Source organism: Streptomyces jeddahensis, from assembly GCF_001642995.1.
Taxonomy (GTDB): Bacteria; Actinomycetota; Actinomycetes; order Streptomycetales; family Streptomycetaceae; genus Streptomyces; species Streptomyces jeddahensis.
In genome coordinates, this window is sequence record NZ_LOHS01000057.1 from 29903 (window position 1) to 45690 (window position 15788).

Here is a 15788-nt window from a genome sequence, read left to right on the forward strand (position 1 = left end):
ATCACAGGCTCGTAAACAACGGATTTCATTGATTCGGCCTTGCGGAAGCGACGAGTCCTCGTGCACAGTGAGGTTGTGGCCAGTCGTAGTGCAGACCCCAGTGACCCCAGGACCGCCAGGGACTCCGGAAGCTCGAGGAACTCCGCCGGCTCCAGGGACTCCCGGAGCGGAAACGGATCTCCTCAGCTCGACGCCGTCTCCCTCGCCATCATCGAACAGCTTCAGGAAGACGGCCGCCGGCCGTACGCCGCCATCGGCAAGGCCGTCGGCCTGTCGGAGGCCGCCGTACGCCAGCGGGTGCAGAAGCTGCTCGACCAGGGTGTCATGCAGATCGTCGCCGTCACGGACCCGCTCACCGTGGGCTTCCGCCGGCAGGCGATGGTCGGCATCAACATCGAGGGCGACGTGGAGTCGGTGGCGGACGCACTGGCGGCCATGTCGGAAGTCGAGTACGTGGTGATGACGGCGGGCTCGTTCGACCTGATGGTGGAGATCGTCTGCGAGGACGACGACCACCTCCTGGACGTCATCAACAAACGCATCCGGGCCGTTCCCGGAGTGCGCTCCACCGAGAGCTTCGTCTACCTGAAGCTCAAGAAGCAGACCTATATGTGGGGAACCCGATAGCCGTGAGCAAGGACCTCAGCAAAGCCGCGTACGACCACCTGTGGATGCACTTCACCCGCATGTCCTCGTACGAGAACGCGCCCGTGCCGACCATCGTGCGGGGCGAGGGAACCTACATCTACGACGACAAGGGCAAGCGCTACCTCGACGGCCTGGCCGGCCTGTTCGTGGTGCAGGCGGGCCACGGCCGCACCGAGCTCGCCGAGACGGCCTTCAAGCAGGCGCAGGAGCTGGCCTTCTTCCCCGTCTGGTCGTACGCCCACCCCAAGGCGATCGAGCTCGCCGAGCGCCTCGCGGGCCATGCGCCGGGCGACCTCAACAAGGTCTTCTTCACCACCGGCGGCGGCGAGGCGGTCGAGACCGCCTGGAAGCTGGCCAAGCAGTACTTCAAGCTCCAGGGCAAGCCGACCAAGCACAAGGTCATCTCGCGTGCGGTCGCCTACCACGGCACCCCGCAGGGCGCCCTGTCCATCACCGGCCTGCCCGGCCTGAAGGCCCCCTTCGAGCCGCTCGTCCCGGGCGCGCACAAGGTGGCCAACACCAACATCTACCGCGCCCCGATCTTCGGCGACGACCCCGAGGCCTTCGGCCGCTGGTGCGCCGACCAGATCGAGCAGCAGATCCTCTTCGAGGGCCCGGACACCGTCGCCGCGGTCTTCCTGGAGCCGGTGCAGAACGCCGGCGGCTGCTTCCCGCCGCCGCCCGGGTACTTCCAGCGTGTCCGCGAGATCTGCGACCAGTACGACGTGCTGCTCGTGTCGGACGAGGTCATCTGCGCCTTCGGGCGGCTCGGCACGATGTTCGCGTGCGACAAGTTCGGCTACGTCCCGGACATGATCACCTGCGCCAAGGGCATGACGTCCGGGTACTCCCCCATCGGCGCGTGCATCGTCTCGGACCGGCTGGCCGAGCCGTTCTACAAGGGCGACAACACGTTCCTGCACGGCTACACGTTCGGCGGCCACCCGGTCTCCGCCGCCGTGGCGCTCGCCAACCTCGACATCTTCGAGCGCGAGAACCTCAACAAGCACGTCCTGGACAACGAGGACGCCTTCCGGGCCACGCTGGAGAAGCTGCACGACCTGCCGATCGTCGGCGACGTCCGCGGCAACGGCTTCTTCTACGGCATCGAGCTCGTCAAGGACAAGGCCACCAAGGAGTCCTTCACGGATGAGGAGTCGGAGCGCGTCCTCTACGGCTTCGTCTCCAAGAAGCTCTACGAGTACGGCCTGTACTGCCGCGCCGACGACCGCGGTGACCCGGTCATCCAGCTGTCGCCGCCGCTGACCGCGGACCAGTCGACGTTCGACGAGATCGAGTCGATCATCCGCCGGGTGCTCACGGAGGCCTGGACGAAGATCTGATCCTGGTCCATCCGCGTACGGCTCACGGCCCGGGTGCCCCTTTTCGAGTGAGAAGGGCGTACCCGGGCCGTGTGCTTCCCAGGACCCCAGGCTCCGAATCCCTACGGTGCAGTAACCGATCGGTCCCGCCTTCGTTCCCCCGTGCGGGGGACGCGACAACCGACCTGAACCGAGGTGTTCGCCATGGTGGCCCCGCCGGACAACGATGTGATCTGGGCACGGTCCCTGCACTTCTCCCACAACGGTTCGCCTGCGCTGGCCGGTGTCTCGGTCGGCGTCCGCGAGCGCGAGATCCTCGCCGTCGTAGGCCCGCGGGGCAGCGGCAAGACGACGCTGCTGCGGTGCCTGTCCGGCCAGGTGCTGCCCGAGCAGGGCGAGGTGTGGTTCAACGGCGCCCCCGTGCACACCATGAGCCCGGTCGTCCGGGAGCAACTGCGGCGTGAACGCTTCGGCTGGATCGACCCCGTCCCCCATCTCGTACCGGAGCTGAAGGCCTGGGAGAACGCCGCGCTGCCGCTGATGCTGCGCGGCATCTCGCGCCGTATCTCCCGGGCCGCCGCCCTGGAGTGGCTGGAGCGCCTGGACATCGAGGAGTGCGCCCCGAAGCGGCCGCACGCCCTCCTGCAGGCCGAACGGCAGCGCATCGCGATCGCCCGCGCCTTGATCACCACGCCGACGGTGCTCTTCGCCGACGAGCCCACCGCGCCGCTGCACCGGGCCGACCGCGCCCAGGTCCTGCACACGCTGACGGCCGCGGCGCGCTCGCACGGCATCACGGTCGTCCTGGCCACCCATGACCCGGGGATCGCCGCCGCCGCTGACCGCACGGTGTCCCTGCTCGACGGGCGGCGCGTGAACACGGTCGACCTGCCCACCGACGCCGACGCGGAAGGCTCTGCCGCGTGCTCGCTCTCCGCCTAGCCCGCGGCGCCCAGGCCGTCGTCCAGCTGCGCAGGCTGCTGGTCTCGGTCGCCTCCGCCGGCACCGGTTTCCTGCTGCTGTGCGCGCTGGGGTATGCGATGGGGCACCCGGACGCGCCCGCGGAGTCCGCCACCCGCCTCGCCTGGTGTCTGGTCCCGCTCGCCGCGACCGTGTATCTCGCCGTCTCCGTGGCCCGCTGCGACCCGGGCACCCGTCCGCGCAGCGGGCTCTCGGCGATCGGGCTCGGCCCCATCCGGCTGATGATGCTGGCGGTGACGTCCACCGCGCTGGCCTGCACCCTCGGATCGCTGCTGGCACTGTTGTTCTTCCTGCATCTGCGCGGCGATCTGACAGGCCTGCCGTTCGATGGTGCCGCGGCCGAACTCCTGGCCGCCGACCGCCCGTTGCCTGTCCCCGCCGTGATCACCCTGCTCGTCCTGGTCCCGTTGACCGCATCGACCGCGGCCCTCTTCGTACTGCGCCCGGGTGCCCGCAAGGACGCGGAGACACCCGAACCCCCCGAGCCCCGGCCGCCCGTGCCCGCCCCGGGCGGGCTGCCCTGGGGAGTCGCCCTCCTCGCCATCGGCCTCGCCTCGGAGACGTACGCCGGACGGGGCACCGGAGCGGCCGCTCTGCCGGGGGCGGGCGGTCTGCCGGGGACGGGCGGTCTCGGCGGCAGCTCCGCAGGAGTGCTCGCCGGCTGGTGCCTGGCCGCACTCGGTCTGGCGTTCGCCGGGCCCGGCCTCACCCATCTGTGCGGCCGGATGCTGCAGGCGGTGCGGCCCGGTGCACTGCGGATGCTTGCGGGCCGCGTGCTGCAGACGGAGGCCCAGCGCATCGGACGGCCGCTCGGCCTGCTGTGCGCGGTGGCCTCCGGGGTGTACGCCGCCGCCCGGCTGCACGGCGGGAACCAGCTGGACCTCGGACCGCTCACCCTGCTGGGCACGGTGGTGGTCGCGGGCTGCGCCATCGCGACGGTCCTGACGGCCGCTGTCGAGTCCAGGCAGTTCCATGCGGACACGACGGCGGCGCTGCAGCAGATGGGTGCGCCCGCCTCGATGCTGCGCAAGGCGGCGGCGCTGCGCGCGGGGATGCTGTTCCTCGTGTTCGGGCCGCTGACGTGGGTGGTTGCGGAGCTGGCCGCGGTGCCGCTGATCTCCTGAGCGAGGCCGCCGAGATTTCTCCAGCGAAAAAAGGGCCCGGCGCCGATGAGTTCTGCGCCGGGCCCTGGTCTATCCCTCCGTACCGCACCTCACACAACGGGAGAGAGCCCTGATGTACCAGCAGATGATCTTCGTGAACCTGGCCGTGAACGACGTCGCCGCCTCGAAGAAGTTCTTCACCGAGCTCGGCTACACGATCAACCCGCAGTTCACGACCGATGACTGCGCCTGCGTCGTGATCAGCGACACGATCATCGCGATGCTCCTCAGCAAGAAGCGCTACCAGGACTTCACGAAGAAGGAGATCGCCGACGCGACGAAGACCAGCGAGGTGCTGCTGTGTCTGAGCGCCGAGAGCCGCGACAAGGTCGACGAACTGGTCGGGAAGGCGGTGGCGGCCGGCGGCACGGTGTCGGGTGAGACGCAGGACTACGGCACCATGTACGGCCGGGCGTTCGACGACCTCGACGGTCACACGTGGGAGGTCATGTGGATGGATCCGTCGCAGGTGCAGGGCTGAGCGCAGGGGTCCTTCTCCGGGCGGGAACCGGGGCCTTCGGGCAGGAGCCGGGCCGGCGTCGCACGTACGGCGAGATCACGGCAGTACGACGACCTCCTGCGCCTCGAACGCGACGCCAACCTCCGCTCCGGGCTCCGGCGCGTCGCGGAGCGCGCACGCCGCCTCCAGCCGCGGTGCGTCGTGTGGCTGGAGGTGTACGGCGACATGGGTGCCGCGGAAGGTGCGTGCCGTCACCGTGCACGCGAGGCCCTCACTCGCGGGCACGAGCCGGACTCCCGCGGGGCGTACGAGCAGCGTGCAGTCGCCCTGCGGGGTCCCTTCCGGTACCGGCACCTTGCCCCACGGCGTGTCCGCGGACCCGGTGCCGACCGTCGCCTCCACCACGTTGTCGAAGCCGAGGAAGCGGGCGACGAACTCGTCCACCGGGTGCTGCCACACCTCAAGAGGCGTGCCCGACTGGGCGATCCGTCCGTCGCGCATCACCACGACCCGGTCGGCGAGCGCGAAGGCCTCGCCCTGGTCGTGGGTGACGGCCAGCACGGTGGTGCCGAGCTCCGTGAAGAGCTCCCGCAGTTCGACGACGAGGCGTTCGCGCAGGGACCGGTCGAGCTGGCCGAGCGGCTCGTCCAGCATCAGCAGGCGGGGGCGGGGTGCCAGCGCCCGGGCCAGCGCGACCCGCTGCTGCTCGCCTCCGGACAGCGCGGCGACGGTGCGCCGGGCCGCCCCGGGCAGGCCCACGAGCTCCAGCAACTCCTCGACACGTACGTCCTGCTCGGCCCGCGAAGCGCCGTGCATCCGGGGCCCGAAGGCGACGTTGCCGCCGACGTCCCGCTGCGGGAACAGCTGATGATCCTGGAACATCAGTCCGACGCCGCGCCGGTGCGCGGCCACCCCCTGCTGGTCGCGGCCGTCCAGGAACACCCGGCCCGCGTCGAGATCCTGGAGCCCGGCGATCACCCGCAGCAGCGTCGACTTTCCGCTGCCGCTCGGCCCTAGCACGCATACGATCTCGTGCTCGGCGACGTCGAGGTCGACGGAGTCGAGCGCGGCGCGGGCGCCGAACCGCACGGTCGCCCCCTCGAGCCGCAGAAGGGCCCGGCCGTCGGATCCGGCGGCGGCTCCGGTGGATCCACTGGTTTCAGCGGTCTTGGACACCGGCGGCATCAGAACTCCCCCGTGCGATCGGTCCGGACACGTTCGAGGAGCAGCAGCGACACCGCGCACACCACCATCAGGATCGTCGAAAGGGCCATCGCCTGGCCGTAGTTGAGCTCGCCGGCACGCCCCAGGAGCCGGGCGACGGCGACCGGCAGCGTGGGGTTGTCGGGCCGCGCGATGAAGACCGTCGCGCCGAACTCGCCCAGCGACACGGCGAAGGCGAAGCCAGCCGCGACGAGCAGTGCCCGCCGCACCATCGGCAGGTCGACCTCACGCCACACCCGCCAGGGCGAGGCCCCGAGCACGGACGCGGCCTCCCGCAGCCGTTCGTCGACGGCCCGCAGGACGGGCAGCATGGTGCGCACGACGAAGGGCACGCCGACCAGCGCCTGGGCGAGCGGCACCAGGATCCAGGAAGAGCGCAGATCCAGCGGCGGTTCGTCGAGCGCGATGAGGAATCCGAAGCCCACGGTCACGGCGGAGACGCCGAGCGGCAGCATCAGCAGCGCGTCGAAGCTGCGCACGAAACGGCCCGCGCGCCGGGTCAGGGCGGCCGCGGCCAGGCCGCCGATCAGCACGGCGATGGCGGTCGCCGCGAGCGCGTACTGCAGGGAGTTCCCGACGGCGTCGATGGGCGGCACGAGGAAGGCGCCGCCGTCCGCCGAGGTCAGCGCCCGGAGGTACGTGAAGCCGTAGCCGTCGGGCCCCTTGAGCGACCGCTGGACCAGCACGCCGAGCGGCAGCAGGATCAGTGCGGCGATCGTGACCAGGACTCCGCCGAGGAGCGCCCGCTGTCCGGCACCGCGCGGCCTGTGCGTGGTGCCGGAGGCGTCCACCAGCCGCAGGGCGGTCTCCCGGCGCCGCACCGTCCAGGCGTGGACCACGAGGATGGCGCCCACGGCGGCGAACTGCACCAGCGTCAGCACCGCGGCCGTGGACAGGTCGAAGATCTGCGATGTCTGCCGGTAGATCTCCATCTCCAGCGTCGAGTACGCCGGGCCGCCCAGGATCTGCACGATGCCGAAGGAGGTGAAGGTGAAGAGGAAGACCATCAGCGCCGCGGCAGCGACGGCAGGCGCGAGCGCGGGCAACGTCACCGTCCGCCATGCCGCGAACCGTGAGGCGCCGAGGACCCGAGCGGCCTCCTCCTGACGCGGATCCAGCTGGCTCCACAGCCCGCCGACGGTGCGGACGACCACCGCGTAGTTGAAGAACACATGCGCGAGGAGAATCGCCCAGACCGTCGTGTCCAGTCGTACCCCCCACATCTCGTCGAGCAGCCCGCCCCTCCCGAGCAGCGCCAGGAAAGCCGTGCCGGCCACGACCGTGGGCAGCACGAACGGCACCGTGACGACCGCCCGGAGCACCTGCTTGCCACGGAAGTCGAATCGCGCGAAGACATACGCGGCTGGGAGCGCGATCAGCAGGGTGAGCGCGGTCGAGGCGAGGGCCTGCCAGGTGGTGAACCACAGCACGTGCCGGATGTCCGGCTGCCCCACGACCTCGGCGATCCGCCCGAACTGCCAGGCCTCGTCGACCTTGAGGCCGCGTGCCACGATCGCAGCGACCGGGTAGGCGAAGAAGGCCGCGAAGAACGCGACGGGCAGGGCCATGAGGCCGAGCCGCGCGAGGCTGCCCCGGCTCGGCCTCAGGCCGAGAGCCCGGCCCTTCCCAGCGCTTACTTCAGTACGAGCGACGTCCACGACTTGACCCACTGGTCACGGCTGTCGGCGATCTTGTCAGGCGCCATCGTCTCCGGCTCGTCGACCTTGACGGCGTACTTGACGAAGTCCGCGGGCGCCTCGGCGTCCTCCCGCACGGGGTCCACGAACATGTTCAGCGGCATGTCCTCCTGGAACCTCTTGCTGATCAGGAAGTCCAGCAGGGCCTTGCCGCCCTTCTCGTTGCCCGCGTTGGCGAGCAGCCCGGCGAACTCGATCTGCCGGAAGCAGGTGCCGGTCGCGACACCGGTCGGCGCGGTCTTCGGCTGCGGGTCGGAGTAGATCGCCTCGGCGGGCGGCGACGACGCGTACGAGACGACCAGCGGCCGGTCGCCCCCTGCCTGCTTGCCGCCGGCCGAGCCGGAGAACTCCTCGTTGTACGCCTGCTCCCAGCCGTCGACGACCTTGATGCCGTTGGCCTTGAGCTTCTTCCAGTAGTCCTGCCAGCCGTCGTCGCCGTAGTGCGCGGCGGTGCCGAGCAGGAAGCCGAGGCCGGGCGAGGACGTCGAGGCGTTCTCGGTGACCAGCAGGTTCTTGTACGCGGGCTTGGTCAGGTCGTCGAACGACTGCGGCGGGTCGAGCTTGTGGTCGGCGAAGTACTTCTTGTCGTAGTTGACGCAGATCTCGCCCGAGTCGATCGGCGTGACGCGGTGCTTGTCCTTGTCGAGCTGCACGTCCTCGGCGACGGACTCGATCCCCTTGGCCTCGTAGGGCTGGAAGAGCCCGTTGTCGAGCGCGCGCGACAGCAGCGTGTTGTCGACGCCGAAGAACACGTCGCCCTGCGGATTGCCCTTGGTCAGGATCGCCTTGTTGACGGCCTGCCCGGCGTCGCCGTCCTTCAGCACCTTGACCTTGTAGCCGGACTGCTGCTCGAACTCCTTCAGTACGTCCTTGGACGCGGCGAAGGAGTCGTGGCTGACGAGCGTTACGGTCTTCGACTCCGCCTTGGCCGACTCCTCGCCCTCGGAGCCGCCGCACGCCGACAGCGTGAGGAGGCCGAGGCCCGTGGCCAGGCTGACGGCCGTGATCTTCTTGCCGGTGACCTTGGTGGTGCTCACCTTGCTGGTGCCCACCTTGCTGGTGCTCACTGAGCTCACTGAGTTTTTCCTCCTGGGGGTGACCAGGAAGAGACGCGGCCCTGCCCACGAGCCCCTGACGGGGATTGCGGGCAGGGCGCAACAGCTTGAGTAGAGACCGAACTTCCTACCCGGAATGACCCGGGCGAGGTTCAGAGGGTCTGCAGCCCACCGATTTCCCGGCTGCCGCACTCTCAGCGCTGTGGCGCTCCCCTGTCGGAATATGAAGATGTCGATACGGAGACATAGGCACGGCTGGATACCTGCCGATGTCGGGGCCCAGAGTACCGGTCTAACGTTCGGATGCCGCCAGCTGTCCGCAGGCTCCGTCGATCTCCTGACCGCGGGTGTCCCGGATGGTGACGGGCACACCGTGCGCCTCGATGGCGGCCACGAACGCCTTCTCGTCCTCGGGCCGGGACGCGGTCCACTTCGACCCGGGCGTCGGGTTCAGCGGAATCAGGTTCACGTGCACCCGCTTGCCCTTGAGCAGCCGCCCGAGCAGGTCACCGCGCCACGCCTGGTCGTTGATGTCCCGGATCAGCGCGTACTCGATGGAGATGCGGCGGCCCGACTTCTCCGCGTACTCCCACGCCGCGTCCAGGACCTCCCGCACCTTCCAGCGCGTATTGACCGGTACGAGGGTGTCGCGCAGCTCGTCGTCGGGCGCGTGCAGCGACACGGCGAGCCGGCACTTGAAACCCTCGTCGGCGAAGCGGTGGATCGCGGGGACCAGGCCGACCGTCGAGACGGTGATGCCGCGCTGGGACAGGCCCAGGCCGTCCGGCTCGGGATCGGTGAGCCTGCGGATGGCGCCGACCACGCGGTTGTAGTTGGCGAGGGGCTCGCCCATGCCCATGAAGACGATATTGGACAGCCGCGCCGGACCGCCCGGTATCTCACCGTCCCGCAGCGCCCGCATGCCGTCCACGATCTGGTGCACGATCTCGGCCGTCGACAGGTTCCGGTCGAGCCCGGCCTGTCCCGTGGCGCAGAACGGGCAGTTCATACCGCACCCGGCCTGCGACGAGATGCACATGGTCACCCGGTCCGGATAGCGCATCAGCACGGACTCGACGAGCGTGCCGTCGAACAGCCGCCACAGCGTCTTGCGCGTCGTGTCGTCGTCGCAGCTGATGTGCCGCACCACCGACATCAGCTCGGGCAGCAGCGCCTCCTGCAGCTTTCCGCGCGAACCGGCGGGGATGTCCGTCCACTCCGCGGGATCGTGCGCGTACCGCGCGAAGTAGTGCTGCGACAGCTGCTTGGCGCGGAACGGCTTCTCGCCGATCGCGGCGACGGCCTCCTTGCGCTCGGCGGGCGTGAGATCGGCGAGGTGCCGCGGGGGCTTCTTGGCTCCGCGGGGCGCGACAAAAGTGAGTTCTCCGGGCTTGGGCATGGTTGTTCCAGTGTCGCAGACATACGGCAAGGGGCTCGCCACCCTGTGGATAACGAGCCCCGCATCGTACGAAACGCAGAACGCCCCAGGTCAGCGCACTCGTACGCGATGTGAGGGGTCAGCCGGCCCCGACGAACACGACCAACAGCAGCCACACCACCGGCGCAGTGGGCAGCAGCGAGTCCAGCCGGTCCATGATGCCGCCGTGGCCCGGCAGGAGCGTGCCCATGTCCTTGATGCCGAGGTCCCGCTTGATCATCGACTCGCCGAGGTCGCCCAGCGTGGCGCTCGCCGCGACCGCGAGGCCGAGCAGCAGCCCCTGCCACCAGGTGCCGCCGTCGATCAGGAACTCCATGCACAGCGCGCCGGCCGCCATCGCGAACGTCACTGCGCCGACCAGGCCCTCGCGGGTCTTGCCGGGGCTGATGCGCGGCGCGAGCTTGTGCCGGCCGAAGCGCCAGCCGATCGCGTACGCCCCGGTGTCGCTGACCACGGTCAGCAGCAGGAACGTCAGCACGCGCCACGGTCCGTCGTCCGCGGTGAGCATCATCGAGACGAAGGTGGCGAGGAACGGCACGTAGAAGGCGGCGAAGGCACCCGCCGTGACATCCCTGAGGTAGCCGTCGGGCGGCTCCGCCATGCGCCAGACGAGGATGGCGAGCGCCGTCAGCGCCATCGCGACCCAGGCGCCCTCGGCGCCCCTGAGGTACCCGGCGACGACCATGGCCGCGCCGCCGACCGCGAGCGGGACCAGGGGCGCATTGATGCCCTTGCGCTCCTGGAGCCGCTTGGTGAGCTCCCACAGGCCGACGACGACGGCGATCGCTATGACGCCGACGAAGACGGCCTTGACGACGAACAACGACGCGAGGATCACCGCGCCGAGCCCGACACCGACGCCTATGGCCGCACCCAGATCGCGACCCGCGCTCTTCTTCTGCGGTGCGGGGACGGGCTGTGGGGCGCTGGGCATGGGCTCCTGCGGCTTCTGCGGCTCGTGCTGCTGCGTGTTCGTCTGCGGTGTCGGCGCCGGCACCTCGTCACGGAACAGGGGGCCGCTCAGCCGCACGGCCCCCCGGTCGTCATCCTGGTCTCCGCCGCTCGCGGGTACCTCGGGCACGATGGGCATGGGCTGTGTGTCCAGCGGCTGGGGGACGCCATACGCATCGTACGCGGGAGCCGCCGGGGCGGCCCCCGGGGCAGGCCCCTGCTCGGGAGGCCCCCAGTAACCGGCTTGTGGCGGCGCTCCCCAGGAAGAGTCGTTCATCAGACCTCGAGCAGCTCTGCTTCCTTGTGCTTGAGCAGCTCGTCCACCTGGGCGACGTACTTCGCGGTGGTGTCGTCGAGCTCCTTCTCCGCACGGCGGCCCTCGTCCTCGCCGACCTCGCCGTCCTTGATCAGCTTGTCGATGGCGTCCTTGGCCTTGCGGCGGACCGAGCGGATCGACACCTTGGCGTCCTCGCCCTTGGTCTTGGCGACCTTGATGTACTCCTTGCGGCGCTCCTGGGTGAGCTCCGGGAAGACCACCCGGATGATGCTGCCGTCGTTGCTGGGGTTGACTCCCAGGTCGGAGTCGCGGATGGCCTGCTCGATGTTGCGCAGGGCGCTCTTGTCGAACGGGGTCACCACGGCCATCCGCGGCTCGGGCACAGAGAACGAGGCCAGCTGGTTGATCGGCGTCAGCGCGCCGTAGTAGTCGGCCACGATCTTGTTGAACATCGCCGGGTGCGCACGGCCCGTGCGGATCGCGGCGAAGTCCTCCTTGGCGACCACGACGGCCTTCTCCATCTTCTCCTCGGCCTCGAGGAGGGTCTCTTCGATCACCACTTGCTCCTGCGTGTCTTGAGTGGGCCCGGCATCCAGTGGGCGGCCGGCTGCGTCGCGTCTCTTTCCTGCACGGTGTCCGACCGGCAGGTCTTTGTCCATCCCCTCACGGGGTCGTCCCGGGATCAAGGCCCGGCGCGTCCCGGGGTCAGGCCCGGGCGCGTCCCGTTCAGGCCCTGGCGCCCTGGTCGCCCACGAGCGTGCCGATCTTCTCACCCTTGACGGCCCGCGCGATATTGCCCTCCCTGAGGAGTTCGAAGACGAGGATGGGCAGCTTGTTGTCCCGGCAGAGGGTGATGGCGGTGGCATCGGCGACCTTCAGGTCGCGGGTGATGACCTCGCCGTAGCCGAGGGAGTCGAACTTCACCGCGTCCGGGTTGGTCTTGGGGTCCGAGTCGTAGACCCCGTCCACACCGTTCTTACCCATCAGCAGCGCCTCCGCGTCGATCTCGAGGGCACGCTGGGCGGCGGTGGTGTCGGTGGAGAAGTACGGCATGCCCATACCGGCGCCGAAGATGACGACGCGGCCCTTCTCGAGGTGGCGTACGGCGCGCAGCGGGATGTACGGCTCCGCGACCTGGCCCATGGTGATAGCCGTCTGGACGCGGGACTGGATGCCTTCCTTCTCCAGGAAGTCCTGCAGGGCGAGGCAGTTCATGACCGTGCCGAGCATGCCCATGTAGTCGGAGCGGGCCCGATCCATGCCACGCTGCTGCAGTTCGGCGCCGCGGAAGAAGTTGCCACCGCCGATGACGACGGCGATCTGGGCGCCCTCACGGACGACGGCCGCGATCTCCCGGGCCATTTTGTGCACCACATCGGGGTCGACGCCCAGTCCCCCGCCGCCGGCGAACGCCTCGCCGGAAAGCTTCAGCAGAAAACGGCCGGGCACTTTGCCGTCGTCGCTCTTCTCGCCCTTGTCGGCCCTGGTGGTCATGGAGATCTCGCCTCTTTTACGTGTCACACATACCAAGAAGGCCATTGCCGGTGGGGTGTTCGCATCCCATGCTCGGCAATGGCCTCCTCGTCAGCTCTGCCGTCGCCCGTCGCGCACGCGCGCGTGGCGTACGCGGACGACTGCTGTCGACCCTAGCGGGGTCTTCCGTCGATCGCGGTACGGACTCAGATGCCGACCTTGATGCGCGAGAAGCGCTTCAGGGTGACACCGGCCTCGTTCAGGATCTGCTGGACGGACTTCTTGTCGTCGAGCGCGTACGGCTGGCCCAGGAGGGTGGCCTCCTTGAAGAAGCCGTTGACGCGACCCTCGACGATCTTCGGCAGGGCGGCCTCGGGCTTGCCCTCCGCGCGGGTGGTCTCCTCGGCGACGCGGCGCTCGGTCTCGACGACCTCGGCCGGGACGTCCTCACGGGAGAGGTACTTCGGCGCGAAGGCGGCGATGTGCTGCGCGACGCCCTTGGCGACCTCGGCGTTCTCCTTGTCGAGCTCGACGAGGACACCGATCTGCGGCGGGAGGTCCGGCATCGTGCGGTGCATGTACGCCGTGACGTAGCCGCCGGAGAACTGCGCGAAGCGGTCCAGGACGATCTTCTCGCCCAGGTTGGCGTTGGCCTCGTCGACGAACGCCTGAACGGTCTTGCCGGGCTCGATCTCGGAGGCGAGCAGCGCCTCGATGTCGGCCGGGTTGGTCTTGGCCACGTGGGCGGCCAGAGCGTTCGCGACGGCCTGGAACTTCTCGCCCTTGGCGACGAAGTCGGTCTCGCACTTCAGCTCGACGATGACACCGGAGGTGTTGTCGTCGGCGATGAGGGAGACGACGGCGCCGTTCTCGGCGGAGCGACCCTCGCGCTTGGCGACGCCCTTCTGGCCCTTGACGCGGAGGAGCTCGACGGCCTTGTCGACGTTGCCCTCGGCCTCGTCCAGCGCCTTCTTGCAGTCCATCATGCCGGCGCCGGTGAGCTCACGGAGCTTCTTGACGTCGGCGGCGGTGTAGTTCGCCATGAGTCTGTGAATCTTTCTCGAAGTCTGGAAGATCGAAGATCTGCGGGTTCTACGGGTTTCTACGGTGCCGCGGTCTCCACGCGTGTGCAGATCCGTGACTCGCCGCTGATCTACGGGTGAACGGCGGGAGCGGACTGTGTATCGCCGCTCCCACCGTCAGCAACCGAACCTGGGGTCAGGCCTGCTCGGCGTCCGCGGCCGGAGCCTCGGCAGCGGCCTCGGCCTCGGCCTCGGCCGGCTTCTCGGCCTCGGCGGCCGGAGCCTCGGCCGCCGGAGTCTCGTCGGCCTTCTTCTCGCCCTCGAGCAGGTCGCGCTCCCACTCGGCGAGCGGCTCGCCCGCGGCCTTCTCGCCCTTGGCCTCGGCGGCGCCGGAGCGGGCGATGAGGCCCTCGGCGACGGCGTCGGCGATCACGCGGGTGAGCAGGGTGACGGAGCGGATCGCGTCGTCGTTGCCCGGGATCTTGTAGTCGACCTCGTCCGGGTCGCAGTTGGTGTCGAGGATGGCGACGACCGGGATGTTGAGCTTCCGGGCCTCACCGACCGCGATGTGCTCCTTCTTGGTGTCCACGATCCAGACGGCGCTGGGCACCTTCTGCATCTCGCGGATACCGCCGAGGGTCTTCTCCAGCTTGGCCTTCTCGCGCGAGAGCACGAGAAGCTCCTTCTTGGTCAGACCGGAAGCCGCGACGTCCTCGAAGTCGATCTGCTCGAGCTCCTTGAGGCGCTGCAGACGCTTGTAGACGGTCGAGAAGTTGGTGAGCATGCCGCCCAGCCAGCGCTGGTTGACGTAGGGCATGCCGACGCGGGTGGCCTGCTCGGCGATGGCCTCCTGCGCCTGCTTCTTCGTGCCGACGAACATGACCGTGCCGCCGTGGGCGACGGTCTCCTTGACGAACTCGTAGGCGCGGTCGATGTACGACAGCGACTGGAGCAGGTCGATGATGTAGATGCCGTTGCGCTCGGTGAAGATGAAGCGCTTCATCTTCGGGTTCCAACGGCGGGTCTGGTGACCGAAGTGGACGCCGCTCTCCAGCAGCTCCCGCATCGTGACGACGGCCATGGCCGTACTCCTTGAGGTTCTCGGTTGTGCCGCGGGTGCCGGACGGCACTCGCGCCTGACGCCCGCTGTGCGCCGTGCCGCGAAGGACCGAGGGGCGCTGACACCGGCTTTCCTCTTGTGACGGAGGGGCCAGGTGTCGGGGCGTGCGAAGTCGACCCGGTGACCCGGATCGCCACCAGAAGTGTACGGGACCGTGGAGGCACCGGGTGACGCCGCTGTCCACAACCGGCCGGTAGTCCACAGATCCTGGCCATGATCCCCGGGAAACCCGGGGCTGCGACACGGTTCTCGCATGCGATGGACAAGCAGGATGTGGATGGCCGTGGCGGTGCTGCTGGCCGCCGCGGTGGTGGTTCTGCTGGGCGCCGCTGCGGCGCCCGGGACGGTGTCCGCGACGGCGTCGGCGGCCGCCGCGCCCGGCACCGCGGAGGCGGCGCGCGGGGTCCAGGAAGCTGCGGGGGCTCGGGGGCGCGCCGGGCCCTCCGAGCCGGTACCCGCCGTGGCGGCACTGTGGCCGGTGGGCGTGCGCCCTGTGGTGGTACGCGGCTGGGAACCCCCTGCGACGGAGTACGGCCCGGGTCACCGGGGTGTCGACCTCGCCGCTGCCGCCGGGGCGCCGGTGCGGGCCGTCGCACCCGGCCGGGTCTCGTTCGCGGGCCGGGTGGCGGGCCGCGGAGTGATCGCCGTGGAGCTGGACGGCACCGGCGACCCGCCCTTGCGCACGACCTACGAACCCGTGAGGGCGGAGGTCGAGAAGGGCGATGAGGTGGCGGCAGGCCAGATCATCGGCACCCTGGAGCCAGGCGGCTCCCACTGCCCGGGCACGGCGTGCCTCCACTGGGGGCTGCTGAGGGGGGAGGTCTACCTGAATCCGCTGTCGCTGCTGCCGCCGTGGCTGCTGCACAAGGGTCCGTCGCGGCTGCTGCCGGTGGTGGGGGTTCCGCTGCCCACCGGTGCACAGTGAGCGAGCCGCACTCGAGCAGGCACCAGGCACCG

The 15788-nt window shown here is 69.6% G+C and carries 15 protein-coding genes; 6 read left to right on the forward strand and 9 right to left on the reverse strand.

The window, feature by feature from the left end:
* The first annotated feature begins 60 nt into the window (after positions 1 to 60).
* The 5 genes from STSP_RS09040 to STSP_RS09060 all read left to right on the forward strand — a co-directional run bounded on the left by STSP_RS09040 (position 61) and on the right by STSP_RS09060 (position 4595).
* Complete coding sequence (locus tag STSP_RS09040) at positions 61 to 627, forward strand: Lrp/AsnC family transcriptional regulator (protein WP_067274464.1); 567 nt, start codon at positions 61 to 63, stop codon at positions 625 to 627.
* Complete coding sequence (locus STSP_RS09045; RefSeq protein ID WP_067274467.1) at positions 612 to 1991, forward strand: aspartate aminotransferase family protein; 1380 nt, start codon at positions 612 to 614, stop codon at positions 1989 to 1991. Before STSP_RS09040 ends, STSP_RS09045 begins: the two co-directional genes overlap by 16 nt.
* 183 nt (positions 1992 to 2174) lie before the next feature.
* Positions 2175 to 2912 (forward strand): ABC transporter ATP-binding protein, encoded by a 738-nt coding sequence (locus tag STSP_RS09050; RefSeq protein ID WP_067274622.1) that lies wholly within the window; start codon positions 2175 to 2177, stop codon positions 2910 to 2912.
* Positions 2894 to 4075, forward strand: coding sequence for a hypothetical protein (locus STSP_RS09055; protein WP_067274469.1), 1182 nt, complete (start codon positions 2894 to 2896; stop codon positions 4073 to 4075). Before STSP_RS09050 ends, STSP_RS09055 begins: the two co-directional genes overlap by 19 nt.
* Positions 4076 to 4187: 112 nt before the next feature.
* Entirely contained in the window at positions 4188 to 4595 is a 408-nt protein-coding gene (locus tag STSP_RS09060; RefSeq protein WP_067274472.1) for a VOC family protein, read from the forward strand.
* A 75-nt stretch (positions 4596 to 4670) separates the two neighbouring features.
* Here the strand turns inward: STSP_RS09060 and STSP_RS09065 are convergent, their stop codons facing one another.
* The 9 genes from STSP_RS09065 to rpsB all read right to left on the reverse strand — a co-directional run bounded on the left by STSP_RS09065 (position 4671) and on the right by rpsB (position 14792).
* Positions 4671 to 5684 (reverse strand): ABC transporter ATP-binding protein, encoded by a 1014-nt coding sequence (locus tag STSP_RS09065; protein ID WP_067274625.1) that lies wholly within the window; start codon positions 5682 to 5684, stop codon positions 4671 to 4673.
* A gap of 74 nt (positions 5685 to 5758) precedes the next feature.
* Positions 5759 to 7456 carry an ABC transporter permease gene (locus tag STSP_RS09070; RefSeq protein WP_078067009.1) on the reverse strand — a complete coding sequence of 566 codons (1698 nt, stop codon included), beginning with the start codon at positions 7454 to 7456 and terminating at the stop codon, positions 5759 to 5761.
* The gene (locus STSP_RS09075; protein ID WP_107441243.1) at positions 7432 to 8532 is read right to left on the reverse strand and encodes a thiamine ABC transporter substrate-binding protein; all 1101 of its coding nucleotides are present in this window, start codon (positions 8530 to 8532) and stop codon (positions 7432 to 7434) included. Before STSP_RS09075 ends, STSP_RS09070 begins: the two co-directional genes overlap by 25 nt.
* A 310-nt stretch (positions 8533 to 8842) precedes the next feature.
* Entirely contained in the window at positions 8843 to 9949 is a 1107-nt protein-coding gene (gene rlmN, locus STSP_RS09080; protein WP_067274477.1) for a 23S rRNA (adenine(2503)-C(2))-methyltransferase RlmN, read from the reverse strand.
* 118 nt (positions 9950 to 10067) lie between these two features.
* The gene (locus tag STSP_RS09085) at positions 10068 to 11216 is read right to left on the reverse strand and encodes a phosphatidate cytidylyltransferase (protein ID WP_078067011.1); all 1149 of its coding nucleotides are present in this window, start codon (positions 11214 to 11216) and stop codon (positions 10068 to 10070) included.
* Positions 11216 to 11773, reverse strand: a complete 558-nt coding sequence (gene frr, locus STSP_RS09090; RefSeq protein WP_067274481.1) for a ribosome recycling factor — start codon at positions 11771 to 11773, stop codon at positions 11216 to 11218. Before frr ends, STSP_RS09085 begins: the two co-directional genes overlap by 1 nt.
* Before the next feature lie 169 nt (positions 11774 to 11942).
* Positions 11943 to 12710, reverse strand: a complete 768-nt coding sequence (gene pyrH, locus STSP_RS09095) for a UMP kinase (protein WP_067274483.1) — start codon at positions 12708 to 12710, stop codon at positions 11943 to 11945.
* A gap of 185 nt (positions 12711 to 12895) precedes the next feature.
* Entirely contained in the window at positions 12896 to 13732 is an 837-nt protein-coding gene (gene tsf, locus STSP_RS09100) for a translation elongation factor Ts (protein WP_067274485.1), read from the reverse strand.
* 175 nt (positions 13733 to 13907) lie between these two features.
* Positions 13908 to 14792, reverse strand: a complete 885-nt coding sequence (gene rpsB, locus STSP_RS09105; protein WP_067274487.1) for a 30S ribosomal protein S2 — start codon at positions 14790 to 14792, stop codon at positions 13908 to 13910.
* 292 nt (positions 14793 to 15084) lie between these two features.
* Here rpsB and STSP_RS09110 point away from each other — a divergent pair, with 292 nt between their 5' ends.
* The gene (locus STSP_RS09110) at positions 15085 to 15756 is read left to right on the forward strand and encodes a M23 family metallopeptidase (protein WP_408646251.1); all 672 of its coding nucleotides are present in this window, start codon (positions 15085 to 15087) and stop codon (positions 15754 to 15756) included.
* The last annotated feature ends 32 nt before the right edge of the window (positions 15757 to 15788 follow it).

Excerpts from the sequence above, each read along its gene's own strand:
- STSP_RS09050 (WP_067274622.1), top strand. The coding sequence starts at position 2,175 with ATGGTGGCCCCGCCGGACAACGATGTGATCTGGGCACGGTCCCTGCAC.
- STSP_RS09060 (WP_067274472.1), top strand. The coding sequence starts at position 4,188 with ATGTACCAGCAGATGATCTTCGTGAACCTGGCCGTGAACGACGTCGCC.
- rlmN (WP_067274477.1), bottom strand. The coding sequence starts at position 9,949 with ATGCCCAAGCCCGGAGAACTCACTTTTGTCGCGCCCCGCGGAGCCAAG.
- STSP_RS09085 (WP_078067011.1), bottom strand. The coding sequence starts at position 11,216 with ATGAACGACTCTTCCTGGGGAGCGCCGCCACAAGCCGGTTACTGGGGG.
- pyrH (WP_067274483.1), bottom strand. The coding sequence starts at position 12,710 with ATGACCACCAGGGCCGACAAGGGCGAGAAGAGCGACGACGGCAAAGTG.
- tsf (WP_067274485.1), bottom strand. The coding sequence starts at position 13,732 with ATGGCGAACTACACCGCCGCCGACGTCAAGAAGCTCCGTGAGCTCACC.
- rpsB (WP_067274487.1), bottom strand. The coding sequence starts at position 14,792 with ATGGCCGTCGTCACGATGCGGGAGCTGCTGGAGAGCGGCGTCCACTTC.
- STSP_RS09110 (WP_408646251.1), top strand. The coding sequence starts at position 15,085 with ATGCGATGGACAAGCAGGATGTGGATGGCCGTGGCGGTGCTGCTGGCC.